This window comes from Streptomyces sp. NPDC001056, from assembly GCF_053598955.1.
The window spans coordinates 376,082-388,325 of the sequence record NZ_JBSFLI010000001.1; the positions used below are offsets into that span (position 1 = coordinate 376,082).

The 12,244-nt window shown below is 69.7% G+C and carries 13 protein-coding genes; 7 read left to right on the top strand and 6 right to left on the bottom strand.

Annotated features, from left to right (window positions below; translation table 11 throughout):
- Nucleotides 1-39: 39 nt before the first annotated feature.
- Together ACWDD7_RS01715 and ACWDD7_RS01720 are read right to left on the bottom strand one after the other, a co-directional pair.
- Nucleotides 40-1,161, bottom strand: coding sequence for a lipid II:glycine glycyltransferase FemX (locus ACWDD7_RS01715; RefSeq protein WP_392212278.1), 1,122 nt, complete (start codon nt 1,159-1,161; stop codon nt 40-42).
- Nucleotides 1,162-1,279: 118 nt separating this feature from the next.
- Entirely contained in the window at nt 1,280-1,591 is a 312-nt protein-coding gene (locus tag ACWDD7_RS01720) for a hypothetical protein (protein WP_351867205.1), read from the bottom strand.
- 283 nt (nt 1,592-1,874) lie between these two features.
- Between ACWDD7_RS01720 and rpsF the strand changes: the two genes are divergently transcribed.
- The 4 genes from rpsF (at nt 1,875) to rplI (ending at nt 3,573) form a co-directional block, all read left to right on the top strand.
- Nucleotides 1,875-2,165 (top strand): 30S ribosomal protein S6, encoded by a 291-nt coding sequence (gene rpsF, locus ACWDD7_RS01725; protein ID WP_351867203.1) that lies wholly within the window; start codon nt 1,875-1,877, stop codon nt 2,163-2,165.
- A 73-nt stretch (nt 2,166-2,238) separates the two neighbouring features.
- Nucleotides 2,239-2,829, top strand: a complete 591-nt coding sequence (locus ACWDD7_RS01730) for a single-stranded DNA-binding protein (RefSeq protein ID WP_351867200.1) — start codon at nt 2,239-2,241, stop codon at nt 2,827-2,829.
- A 42-nt stretch (nt 2,830-2,871) separates the two neighbouring features.
- Nucleotides 2,872-3,108, top strand: a complete 237-nt coding sequence (gene rpsR / locus ACWDD7_RS01735) for a 30S ribosomal protein S18 (protein ID WP_003949403.1) — start codon at nt 2,872-2,874, stop codon at nt 3,106-3,108.
- Nucleotides 3,109-3,126: 18 nt separating this feature from the next.
- On the top strand, nt 3,127-3,573 hold the full coding sequence (rplI, locus tag ACWDD7_RS01740) for a 50S ribosomal protein L9 (RefSeq protein WP_285556568.1): 447 nt from the start codon (nt 3,127-3,129) through the stop codon (nt 3,571-3,573).
- 110 nt (nt 3,574-3,683) lie between these two features.
- On the opposite strand, the gene ACWDD7_RS01745 is transcribed toward rplI, so the two are convergent.
- Nucleotides 3,684-5,021, bottom strand: a complete 1,338-nt coding sequence (locus ACWDD7_RS01745) for an MATE family efflux transporter (protein ID WP_450455666.1) — start codon at nt 5,019-5,021, stop codon at nt 3,684-3,686.
- A gap of 482 nt (nt 5,022-5,503) precedes the next feature.
- On the opposite strand from ACWDD7_RS01745, the gene dnaB reads away from it, so the two are divergent.
- Complete coding sequence (gene dnaB, locus ACWDD7_RS01750; protein WP_285556564.1) at nt 5,504-6,982, top strand: replicative DNA helicase; 1,479 nt, start codon at nt 5,504-5,506, stop codon at nt 6,980-6,982.
- Between the two features lie 18 nt (nt 6,983-7,000).
- Here dnaB and ACWDD7_RS01755 read toward each other — a convergent pair whose 3' ends face one another.
- Nucleotides 7,001-8,284 carry a HEAT repeat domain-containing protein gene (locus ACWDD7_RS01755; RefSeq protein WP_450455667.1) on the bottom strand — a complete coding sequence of 428 codons (1,284 nt, stop codon included), beginning with the start codon at nt 8,282-8,284 and terminating at the stop codon, nt 7,001-7,003.
- A gap of 199 nt (nt 8,285-8,483) precedes the next feature.
- On the opposite strand from ACWDD7_RS01755, the gene ACWDD7_RS01760 reads away from it, so the two are divergent.
- Nucleotides 8,484-9,869 carry a serine hydrolase domain-containing protein gene (locus ACWDD7_RS01760; protein ID WP_450455669.1) on the top strand — a complete coding sequence of 462 codons (1,386 nt, stop codon included), beginning with the start codon at nt 8,484-8,486 and terminating at the stop codon, nt 9,867-9,869.
- 92 nt (nt 9,870-9,961) lie between these two features.
- Here ACWDD7_RS01760 and ACWDD7_RS01765 read toward each other — a convergent pair whose 3' ends face one another.
- Both ACWDD7_RS01765 and ACWDD7_RS01770 read right to left on the bottom strand, forming a co-directional pair.
- Nucleotides 9,962-10,414, bottom strand: coding sequence for a GNAT family N-acetyltransferase (locus ACWDD7_RS01765; protein WP_450455670.1), 453 nt, complete (start codon nt 10,412-10,414; stop codon nt 9,962-9,964).
- A gap of 9 nt (nt 10,415-10,423) precedes the next feature.
- Entirely contained in the window at nt 10,424-10,882 is a 459-nt protein-coding gene (locus ACWDD7_RS01770; protein WP_351867179.1) for a MarR family winged helix-turn-helix transcriptional regulator, read from the bottom strand.
- 142 nt (nt 10,883-11,024) lie between these two features.
- Between ACWDD7_RS01770 and ACWDD7_RS01775 the strand changes: the two genes are divergently transcribed.
- A complete protein-coding gene (locus ACWDD7_RS01775; RefSeq protein WP_450455672.1) occupies nt 11,025-12,236 on the top strand; it encodes an MFS transporter in 1,212 nt (403 codons plus the stop codon).
- Nucleotides 12,237-12,244 lie beyond the last annotated feature (8 nt).

The following is a 12,244-nucleotide window of genomic DNA, read 5'->3' on the forward strand; positions in this document are numbered from 1 at the left end:
GTGAGTGCTGTGCACCCTATGGAATCAAACGCCGGCGGCTCAGCGGCGCGACATGTAGATGTCGAGCGCCTTGTGGAGCAGCTTGTTCAGCGGGAAGTCCCATTCGCCCAGGTACTCGGCGGCCTGTCCGCCCGTGCCGACCTTGAACTGGATCAGGCCGAACAGGTGGTCGGACTCGTCCAGCGAGTCGGAGATGCCGCGCAGGTCGTAGACGGTCGCCCCGAGCGCGTAGGCGTCGCGCAGCATCCGCCACTGCATCGCGTTCGAGGGACGGACCTCGCGGCCGATGTTGTCGGAGGCGCCGTAGGAGTACCAGACATGCCCGCCGACGATCAGCATCGTGGCCGCGGACAGGTTCACGCCGTTGTGCCGGGCGAAGTACAGCCGCATGCGGTTGGGGTCCTCGGTGTTGAGGGCCGTCCACATACGCTGGAAGTACGACAGCGGGCGCGGCCGGAAGTGGTCGCGCACAGCCGTGATCTCGTACAGCCGCTGCCACTCGGCGAGGTCCTGGTAGCCGCCCTGGACGACCTCGACGCCGGCCTTCTCGGCCTTCTTGATGTTGCGGCGCCACAGCTGGTTGAAGTTCTTGTGGACCTCTTCCAGGGAGCGGTTCGCCAGCGGCACCTGGTAGACGTAGCGGGGCTGCACGTCGCCGAAGCCGGCGCCGCCGTCCTCGCCCTGCTGCCAGCCCATGCGGCGCAGCTTGTCGGCGACCTCGAAGGCGCGCGGCTCGATGTAGTCGGCCTCCAGGTCGCGCAGGCGCTTGACGTCCTGGTCCTGGATGCCCTTCTTGATCGTCTCGGCGTTCCAGCGCCGGATGATCACCGGAGGGCCCATCTTCACGGAGAAGGCGCCCTGCTGCTTCAGGTGCGCGAGCATCGGCTGGATCCAGTCGTCCAGGTTCGGCGCGTACCAGTTGATGACCGGGCCCTCGGGCAGATAGGCGAGGTAGCGCTTGATCTTGGGCAGTTGGCGGTAGAGGACCAGGCCCACGCCGACCAGCTGACCGCTGCGCTCGTCGAACCAGCCGAGGCTCTCCGAACGCCACTCCGCCTTGACGTCTGCCCAGGCCGGGACCTGCATGTGGCTCGCCGCCGGCAGGCTCTGGATGTAGGCCAGATGCTGCTCGCGGCTGATGGTCCTCAGGGTCAGGCTCATGTCGGGGCGCTCCTCGGGCTGGTGTGTCCCCATGGGTACAGGGGCTCCGGCTCTCGCGCCGAAGCCTACTGCGCCCGGTGAGCGCCCCGATGGGGCGGACGGCTTAGAAGAGCCCGCCTCAGAAGAGTCCGCCGAACAGTCCGCCGTTCGACATGCCGATCAGCAGGCCGACTCCGGAGGCGCCGAGGCCCAGTATCAGCCCGAAGCGTTCGCGCGTGGTCACGGAGACCCACTGCCCGTACGCGCCGGTGAGGATTCCGACCAGACCGGCCCAGGACGTGAGCAGGTGCAGGCCGGGGAAGAACGCGGTGATGAAGGACAGCAGGCCCAGGACCAGCGTCACGGCCATCAGGATGTCCGGGAGCGGATGGGTCTTGCCGTCGGTGGCGAAGAGGGATCCGGCGGTGTTCGGCTGCAAAGCCTGTGCCATAGGGCACCTCCTGCGGAAGGCGGCGCATCGTAGCGCCGTACACACCCGACGTGTACAGATTGACGGCCCTCACGGCCGGATTTCAACCGGAAGCGGGTGTGCGGGTAGTCTGTACCGTCTGCACCGGTGTCTGCCCGGATCCGCGGCGGGGAATCCCCGCGGAGCCCTGATCGTCAGTGGAAACCCCTGATTGTCAGTGCCGGCCGATACCGTTGCGAACGCATTACGACCCTCCTGCCACGGAACGACCGTGGCCGCTGAGTCCAAAGGAGGTGGGTTCCACATGCGTCACTACGAGGTGATGGTCATCCTCGACCCCGATCTGGAGGAGCGCGCTGTCTCCCCGCTGATCGAGACCTTCATGTCCGTCGTCCGCGATGGCGGCGGCAAGGTGGAGAAGGTCGACACCTGGGGCCGTCGTCGTCTCGCCTACGAGATCAAGAAGAAGCCCGAGGGCATCTACTCGGTCATCGACCTGCAGGCCGAGCCTGCGGTCGTCAAGGAGCTCGACCGCCAGATGAACCTGAACGAGTCGGTCCTCCGGACCAAGGTCCTCCGTCCCGAGATGCACTGAGCCCCGGCTCAGCTGATCCCGGGATTCGAGTAGCAGCAAGCAGCCAGCAGCAAACCCGCCGAGAGGTTCCCCCATGGCAGGCGAGACCGTCATCACGGTCATCGGCAATCTTGTCGACGACCCCGAGCTGCGCTTCACCCCGTCCGGTGCGGCGGTCGCGAAGTTCCGTGTCGCGTCCACTCCCCGCACCTTCGACCGTCAGACCAACGAGTGGAAGGACGGCGAGAGCCTGTTCCTGACCTGCTCGGTCTGGCGCCAGGCGGCGGAGAACGTCGCCGAGTCGCTCCAGCGAGGCATGCGCGTGATCGTGCAGGGCCGGCTGAAGCAGCGGTCCTACGAGGACCGTGAGGGCGTCAAGCGCACGGTCTACGAGCTGGACGTCGACGAGGTCGGCCCCAGCCTGCGCAATGCCACGGCCAAGGTCACCAAGACCTCCGGCGGTGGCGGCGGCCGCGGTGGCCAGGGCGGTTACGGCGGCGGTGGCGGCCAGGGTGGCGGCGGCTGGGGCGGTGGCCCCGGTGGCGGCCAGCAGGGTGGCGGCGCTCCGGCCGACGACCCGTGGGCGACCGGCGCTCCCGCCGGTGGCAACCAGGGTGGTGGCGGCGGCTGGGGCGGTGGCTCCGGCGGCAGCGGCGGCGGCTACTCGGACGAGCCTCCTTTCTAAGGGCTCGTATCCCACACTTCTTGATCACACAGGAGAGACACCATGGCGAAGCCGCCTGTGCGCAAGCCGAAGAAGAAGGTCTGCGCTTTCTGCAAGGACAAGGTCACGTACGTGGACTACAAGGACACGAACATGCTGCGGAAGTTCATTTCCGACCGCGGCAAGATCCGTGCCCGCCGCGTGACCGGCAACTGCACGCAGCACCAGCGTGACGTCGCCACGGCCGTGAAGAACAGCCGTGAGATGGCGCTGCTGCCCTACACGTCCACCGCGCGATAAGGGAAGGGTGACCGACTCATGAAGATCATCCTCACCCACGAGGTCTCCGGCCTCGGTGCCGCCGGCGACGTCGTCGACGTCAAGGACGGCTACGCTCGCAACTACCTGATCCCGCGGAAGTTCGCTATCCGCTGGACCAAGGGTGGCGAGAAGGACGTCGCGCAGATCCGTCGCGCGCGCAAGATCCACGAGATCCAGACCATCGAGCAGGCCAACCAGGTCAAGGCCCAGCTCGAAGGCGTGAAGGTCCGTCTGGCCGTTCGCTCCGGCGACGCCGGTCGTCTCTTCGGCTCCGTCACCCCGGCTGACATCGCGTCCGCGATCAAGGCTTCCGGTGGCCCCGAGGTCGACAAGCGCCGCATCGAGCTGTCCGCCCCGATCAAGACCCTGGGCGCCCACGAGACGTCCGTGCGTCTGCACCCCGAGGTGGCCGCCAAGGTCAACATCGAGGTCGTCTCGGCGTGACCCGGCGCTCGGTCTGAGCAGCTGGGAGAGGGGCCGTACCCATCGCGGGTACGGCCCCTCTCCCACGCCCGGGGCACGAGGGGCACCGCCGGATGTTTCACGTGAAACGGTCAGCGGGTCGCGCCCGTCACGAGCCAGCGGCCCGAGCGGCTACGCCACCACAGGGTCGCCATGCGGACGGTCATCATCAGCGTCATCGCCGCCCAGAGCGCGGTCAGGCCGCCGCCGAGCGCCGGGACGAGCAGGGCCGCCGGTACGAACACCGCCAGGGTCAGCAGCATCGCCCAGGCCAGGTACGGCCCGTCGCCCGCGCCCATCAGGACGCCGTCCAGGACGAAGACGATCCCGCAGACGGGCTGCGACAACGCCACCATCAGCAGCGCGGGCAGCGCCGCGTCCCTGACCACCGGATCACCGGTGAACAGCGGGAGGAAGAGCGGCCGGGCGGCCACGACGAGCAGTCCGAGTACGAAACCGGTGGCGATGCCCCACTGGACCATCCGCCGGCAGGCCTCGCGGGCGCCCTGGGTGTCGTCCGCACCGAGGTAGCGGCCGATGATGGCCTGCCCCGCGATGGCGATGGCGTCGAGCGCGAAGGCCAGCAGGCTCCACAGGGACAGGATGATCTGGTGGGCGGCCATGTCGGCGTCACCGAGCCGGGCCGCGACGGCGGTGGCGATCATCAGGATCGCGCGCAGCGACAGGGTGCGGACCAGGAGCGGGACCCCGGCCTGTGCCGAGGCCCGGATGCCGGCCGCGTCCGGCCGCAGGGACGCCCCGTGTCGACGCGCGCCGCGTACGACCACGGTCAGATAGACGGCCGCCATGCCGCACTGTGCGATGACCGTGCCCCAGGCCGAGCCGGCGATGCCCAGTCCGGCGCCGTAGACCAGGCTCGCGTTCAGGGCGGCGTTGGCGAGGAAGCCGGCGACGGCGACGTAGAGCGGAGTCCTGGTGTCCTGGAGACCGCGCAGCACTCCGGTGGCGGCGAGCACCATGAGCATGGGCGGGATGCCGAGGGCGGAGAGCCGCAGATAGGTCGTGGCGTACGGGGCCGCGGTCGGGGAGGCGCCGAAGAGGTCCACGATGCGGGGAGCCGACGGAAGGACCACCGCGATGACGGCGATCCCGAGCAGCAGTGCCAGCCAGATGCCGTCCATGCCCTGGCGGATGGCGCCCTGGCGGTCGCCCGCTCCCACCCGGCGGGCCACGGCGGCCGTGGTGGCGTAGGCGAGGAAGACGAAGACGCTCACGGCGGTGGTGAGGAGGGCGGAGGCGACGCCGAGACCGGCGAGCTGGGCGGTGCCGAGGTGGCCGACAATGGCGCTGTCCGCCATGACGAAGAGCGGCTCGGCGACGAGCGCGCCGAAGGCCGGGACGGCCAGCGCGACGATCTCTCGGTCGTGCCGCCGGCGGGTGGCCACGGGGATCTCGGGAGCCTGGGTCATAGGGGCCAATGTAATCGTCCACAGGTAAGAGATGCAATTGCGTTGTGACCCTTACTTGTGATCCCGGCCGCTGTCCGCTCGCGCACCGTTCGAACCGATCTTGGCCCGACCGGCAAAGTTTTTCTTCTGCACAGCCGGTGGACGCTGAATGCGCAGGTCAGCGACGTGGTGTGGAGGGGAGGGAGGGCTTGTTCACAGGGCTGTCCACTGGGTCGTGCACAGGTTTCGGCGAGTTCTCCACAGCATCGGGGCCGTCGTCCACATGGCCTGTGGATAACCAGATTGGCTGACGCCCCCGACGGGCCTACCGTGGTCCGGCGCCCGCTCCTTCTCCGGGCCCCGGTGGGCGTTCCCTCCGAGGCTCGGGAAACGGCACAAAACCGACGCGCCTTGAGCGGAGTCGGGCCGCTCGATTTGTCAGTGTCGTGCCGTACAAAAGAGGACACGGCGAGGTCCGCCGTGTGACGGGAGGAGGTGGCTCGGTGAGCATTTCCGAGCCCTTGGACGATCCGTGGGCCGACAGCGGGCCCAGTGATCGTCTGCCGGCCTCCCGTCGGCGACCCGAGGGCGGCCGTGGTCGTGACGACCAGCACGACCGGGGCCGGGACAACACCGGCTGGGACGGCGGCGGTTCCGCCTTCGAGCGGGTGCCCCCGCAGGACCTCGACGCCGAGCAGTCGGTGCTCGGCGGCATGCTGCTGTCCAAGGACGCCATCGCCGACGTCGTGGAGATCCTCAAGGGCCACGACTTCTACAAGCCCGCGCACGAGACGATCTACCAGGCCATCCTGGACGTCTATGCCAAGGGCGAGCCGGCCGACCCGATCACCATCGCCGCGGAACTCACCAAGCGCGGCGAGATCAACAAGGTCGGCGGTGCCGCGTATCTGCACAGCCTCGTCCAGACCGTGCCGACCGCGGCCAACGCCGAGTACTACGCGGAGATCGTCCACGAGCGCGCCGTGCTGCGCCGCCTGGTGGAGGCCGGCACGCGGATCACGCAGATGGGATACGCGGCCGACGGCGACGTGGACGAGATCGTCAACAGCGCCCAGGCCGAGATCTACGCCGTCACCGAGCAGCGCACCAGCGAGGACTATCTGCCGCTGGGCGACATCATGGAGGGCGCGCTCGACGAGATCGAGGCGATCGGCTCGCGCAGCGGTGAGATGACCGGTGTGCCGACCGGGTTCACCGACTTCGACTCGCTCACCAACGGGCTGCACCCGGGTCAGATGATCGTCATCGCGGCCCGCCCCGCCATGGGTAAGTCGACACTCGCACTGGACTTCGCGCGGGCCGCGTCGATCAAGCACAACCTGCCGAGCGTCATCTTCTCGCTCGAAATGGGGCGCAACGAGATCGCGATGCGTCTGCTGTCCGCCGAGGCCCGGGTCGCCCTGCACCACATGCGCTCCGGGACGATGACCGACGAGGACTGGACGCGGCTCGCCCGCCGCATGCCGGACGTCTCGGCCGCACCGCTCTACATCGACGACTCCCCGAACCTGTCGATGATGGAGATCCGCGCCAAGTGCCGCCGCCTCAAGCAGCGCAACGACCTTAAGCTCGTCGTCATCGACTACCTCCAGCTGATGCAGTCCGGCGGCTCCAAGCGCGCCGAGAGCCGCCAGCAGGAGGTCTCGGACATGTCCCGTAACCTCAAGCTCCTCGCCAAGGAGCTGGAGATCCCGGTCATCGCGCTGTCCCAGCTGAACCGTGGCCCCGAACAGCGCACCGACAAGAAGCCGATGGTCTCCGACCTGCGTGAGTCCGGCTCGATCGAGCAGGACGCGGACATGGTCATCCTGCTGCACCGCGAGGACGCCTACGAGAAGGAGTCCCCCCGCGCAGGCGAGGCCGACCTGATCGTCGCCAAGCACCGTAACGGCCCCACCGCCACCATCACGGTCGCCTTCCAGGGCCACTACTCCCGCTTCGTGGACATGGCCCAGACCTGATCGGCCACGGGCAGGCGCTCACCACCAGATGCATTCGGTCCTCTCGTCGTGGCCGTCGTCCGGAAGGCCCGTGTAGACGCGCAGGGCGGCCCTGCTGTCGGGCAACTGCCGGTTCCTGAGGGACTCTTCGAACTTCTTGCCGTAGGCGCCCCAGGGGCCGGACCTCACGAAGGCCCGGAGGAGGCGTCGCTGTCCCTCGGTGAGTTCGGGGAACGAGGGGATGCCGTGCCGGAAGGGCTCGGCGAAGGCCACGGCCAGTGCGGTCTTCGCCGTCCATTCCGTGTGGTTGGCGGGCATCACCGTCAGGCAGTCGGCCACACCGCGGAGCACGGTTTCCCGGTCGTGGGCGGAGAGCGACAGAAGAGAGCGACTGATGTAGCCGGGGAGGTCGCCCTCGTTGTAGTCGATGTCCGGCTTCGGGGGGTCGGCCGCCGCCGCGGCGAGCTCGGCGATCACCCGCTCGGTCAGCTCGGTGCCGAGCCCGTCGGTGCCCTCGGCGCTGCTGATCCGGGCCAGCGCGGTCGCCGCCGCCCAGCGGATCAAGGGCTCCGCGGCGTCCAGGTGGGAGCTGAGCCGTGGCGTGAGAGTCAGGTCGCCGAGCAGGCCGACCGCCACCAGGGCGGTGGCGGTCACTGTCACCGAGTCCTCGATCCGCAGGCGGTCGAGGAGGAGGGGCAGGGTGGTGGCCGCTTCTTCGGGGAACCAGGCCGACAGGTAGGCGGTCCCGGTCCGGACGGCGGGGTCGGGATCGTCGAGGAGCGGGAGCAGGCCGGGCAGTTCGGCGCGGACCGCGTCGTAGGAGAGCAGGGCGCTCGCCCGGGAGTCCATCAGCCGTCCGGCGGCCCACTCCGCTCGGATCTCCCTGATCCTTTCGCGCTTCTCCTCGTCGGGCTCGACGGCTATGCGCTCGTCGTACCAGGCCAGCGCCTCATCCATGCTCAGTTCGGCGGCCGCCGCGCGCCAGGCCTTGATGTCGATGCCCTGGGGCAGGTCGTATTCGTCGTGCCAGTCGATCGCAAGTCTGGTCAGCAGCGACAGCACCTCGTCCCGGACCGCGCGGGGGCCGGCCAGGGCGATACGAGCCAGAAAGGGCACGGCGTACGGTGACGCGGAGTATCGGGTGCCTTGGTGGAAGATGTTGCCGGACAGGGACCTCAAGGCGCTCTCACGTGCGGCCTCGTCATGACCGCACAAGGCGGTGAGCTGTTCGGGGACGTCCTGCGCTCTTCCGTACGCGTGGCCCAGCTCGGCCCAGTCCACCGCGTCCAGGCCCTCCAGGAGGCCGCGTTCACTGTTGATCACCTCCCGACCGTCGCACATGCCACCGACAACGGTTCGGGTGCTCGCATGTGTCGTTCTTCGGCATGGCTCCGACCTCCCTGCCGTCCAGGTCCGCACGAGTGCGGTCGCGGCAGGGGGATTTCCCCCCAGTGCGGCCGACCCCGGGAAACTGGTCGGAAATGGATTCGACGCCCGGCGATCCAGCGGGTGGACTGGGGGAATGACGACTTCACAGGATGCGCTGCTCCCGGGGACGCGGCGCGCGTTGCTGCACCGGATCGCCGTCGCGCAGAGCGAGGGACGGGCGCCGTCGTTGGTCGCCGCCGTGGTGCGGGACGGGCGGGCCGTGTGGCACGGCGCGCGCAGCTCGGTGGACGGGCACGCGCCGGACGAGAACACGCAGTACCGGATCGGATCGATCACCAAGACCTTCACGGCCGTTCTGGTGATGCGGCTGCGTGACGAGGGCGTGCTCGACCTCGCCGATCCGCTGGACAAGCATCTGCCGGGCACCGGCGTGGGGGAGGCCACGATCGCCGAACTGCTCGCGCACACGGCCGGAGTGGCGGCCGAGTCGCCCGGACCCTGGTGGGAGCGGACCCCGGGTTCCCTTCGGCCCGAGCTCGGCGATGTGCTGGGCGAGCAGCCCCTGTTGCACCCCGTCGGCCGCCGGCACCACTACTCCAACCCCGGTTACACGCTGCTCGGCGCTCTGGTGGAGGAGCTGCGTGGCGCGCCCTGGGAGGATGTGCTGCGCCGGGAGATCCTCGAACCGCTCGGCCTGCACCGGACCACTCCCCGGCCGGAGGCCCCGCGCGCGGGCGGCTGGGCGGTGCATCCGTGGGCCGATGCCCTGCTGCCGGAGCCGGTGGAGGACCTCGGCCGGATGGCGTCCGCGGGCCAGCTGTGGTCGACGACGGGGGACCTGGCGAAGTTCGCGGCGTTCCTGGCCCGTGGCGACGAGCGGGTGCTCGGTGCGGAATCGGTGCGTGAGATGCGGACCCCGGCGGCGCCGGCCGAGGCCGCCGATGTGGTGGACGGGGTCACCTACGGCCTCGGCATGCAGCTCCACTCCCGCGACGGACGGCTGCTGGTCGGCCACTCCGGCTCGCTTCCCGGCTTCCTGGCGAACCTCACCATCAGCGTGGAGGACGACGTGGCCGCGGTGGTGCTCACCAACTGCACCAGCGGGCCGTCCCTGGGCGCGGTGGGCGACGACCTCGTACGGATCGTCGCCGAGGCGGAGCCCCGCATCCCCGAGCCCTGGCGTCCGCTGCGCGAGGTCGACCCGGCGGTGCTGGAACTGGCCGGGCAGTGGTACTGGGGAACCGGCGCCTTCGGCCTGCGGGTGACGGCCGACGGCCTCATCGCGCTCGGCCCCCTGGCGGGCGGCGGACGCCGCTCCCGTTTCCGGTCGAACGGCGACGGCACCTGGACGGGCCTGGAGGGCTACTACGCGGGGGAGCTGCTGCGGCCCGTGCGACGGCCGGACGGATCCCTGAGCCACCTCGACCTGGGCTCGTTCGTCTTCACCCGGCAGCCGTACGACCCCGAGGCCCCGGTGCCCGGCGGCGTGGACCCGGAGGGATGGCGGGGCATCAACTAACCCGCAGGCGAGAGGGGTTGTGCCTCGGTTGACGTGTTTCACGTGAAACACGAGGCGCGACCCCTTTGTTCTGTTCCCGGGGCCCGTGGCCGTCAGAGGCGCAGTTTGAAGCCCTCGTGCGAGGCGGTGAACCCGAGCCGCTCGTAGAAGCGGTGGGCGTCGGGACGCTTCTTGTCGGAGGTCAGCTGCACCATCACGCAGTCGAGCCGCCGGGCGGTGTCGATCGCCCACCGGATCAGCTCGGTGCCCAGCCCGCTGCCGCGCTCGTCGGCGTGGATGCGCACGGCCTCGACGAGCGCACGGGTCGCGCCCCGGTGGGAGAGCCCGGGAATGGTCGTGAGCTGGAGCGTTCCGATCGCCCGACCGTCGCGCACGGCGACGACGAGATGCTGGTTCGGGTCCGCTTCCAGGCGCTTCAGCGCGGCCGTGTACGGGGCCAGGTCGTCCGGGGACTCCCGCTGCGCGCCCAGCGGATCGTCCGCGAGCATGGCGACGATCGCCGGAAGGTCGTCCGCGGTCGCCGCCCGTATCTCAAGTTCTCCCATGCCCGCACCCTATGCGGGCACGTTCAGCGACTCCACCACCCTTACCAACGGGGCCAGTTCGGCATTCTCCGAAGCCTCGTCCAGGGCCTCGCGCAGGGCGGTGTCATTGGTGGGCCGCGCCTCCTTGAGCAGCCGCAGGCCCGCCTCGGTGACGTTGGTGTAGATGCCGCGCCGGTCGGTGGGGCACAGGTAGCGCTCCAGCAGACCGCGGTCCTCCAGCCGGGTCACCAGGCGCGTGGTGGCGCTCTGGCTGAGCACGACCGCGTCGGCGACCTGCTTCATCTGCAGATGCCCGCCCTCGCCGTCGTGTTGTCGGCTCAACACGTCGAGCAGTGAGTACTCGCGCACGCTGAGATCGTGCCCCGCCTGCAGGGCGCGCTCGATGTGCGACTCGATCCTTCCGTGCAGTGCGGAGAGGGCGCACCAGCCCTGAGCGAGGGCGGTGAGCGCGGGGTCCGTCGCTGTCATGGGCGTTCTCCTCCGTCCCGGAGCGGCTGCGTCCAGGGTAGACCACCATCCGCAATATCCAGCGCTTGCAATTAGCCAGCGTCTGCAACTATTGTCAAAGCACGTAAAGCGCTCATGCAATCGTTTGGGAAGGTTACCCCCCATGCCTCTCGCGCTTCTGGCCCTCGCGATCGGGGCCTTCGGAATCGGTACCACCGAGTTCGTGATCATGGGCTTGCTGCCCGAGGTCGCGGGCGACTTCGGGGTCTCCATCCCCACGGCGGGCCTGCTCGTCACCGGCTACGCGCTCGGCGTGGTCCTCGGCGCTCCGCTGATGACCGTGCTCGGCACCAAGGTCCCGCGCAAGCGGATGCTGATGCTGCTGATGGGCCTCTTCGTCGCCGGCAACCTGCTGTCCGCCCTCGCCCCCGCCTTCGCGGTCATGCTGATCGGACGCGTGGTCGCCTCGCTCGCCCACGGCGCCTTCTTCGGCATCGGTTCGGTCGTCGCAGCCGAGCTGGTCGCGCCCCAGAAGAAGGCCGGCGCCATCGCCATGATGTTCACCGGCCTGACGGTCGCCAACGTCGTCGGCGTCCCGCTGGGCACGCTGATCGGCCAGCACGTCGGCTGGCGCGTCACCTTCGCGATCGTCGCCGCGCTCGGCGTCGTCGGCCTCGCCGGCATCGCCAAGCTGGTGCCCGAGCTGCCCCGGCCCGAGGGCGTGCACCTGCGCCACGAACTGGCCGCCTTCAAGAACGCCCAGGTCCTGCTCGCCATGGCGATGACCGTCCTCGGCTTCGGCGGTGTCTTCGCGGCCGTCACCTACATCGCGCCGATGATGACCCACGTCGCCGGCTTCGCCGACGGCTCGGTCACCTGGCTGCTGGTCCTGTTCGGCCTCGGCATGGTCGGCGGCAACCTCGTCGGCGGCAGGTTCGCCGACCGCGCCCTGATGCCGATGCTCTACGTCTCGCTGGGTGCCCTGGCCCTCGTCCTCGCCCTCTTCACGCTCACCGCCCACGACAAGATCGCGGCTGCCGTGACCATCGTCCTGATCGGTGCCCTCGGCTTCGCCACCGTCCCGCCGCTGCAGAAGCGCGTCCTCGACCAGGCGCACGGCGCGCCGACGCTCGCCTCGGCCGTGAACATCGGCGCCTTCAACCTGGGCAACGCGCTGTCCGCCTGGCTCGGCGGCCTGGTGATCTCGGCCGGTCTCGGCTACACGGCCCCCAACTGGGTCGGCGCCGCGCTCGCCGCGACCGCCCTGGTCCTCGCCGTCCTCTCGGCGGCCCTGGAGCGCCGCGACACGGCGCGTGGCACCACCGCGATCGCCTCCGGTGCCCCCGCCGACCGGCGCACCGCCGTCCACCACTGAGCCGCCCG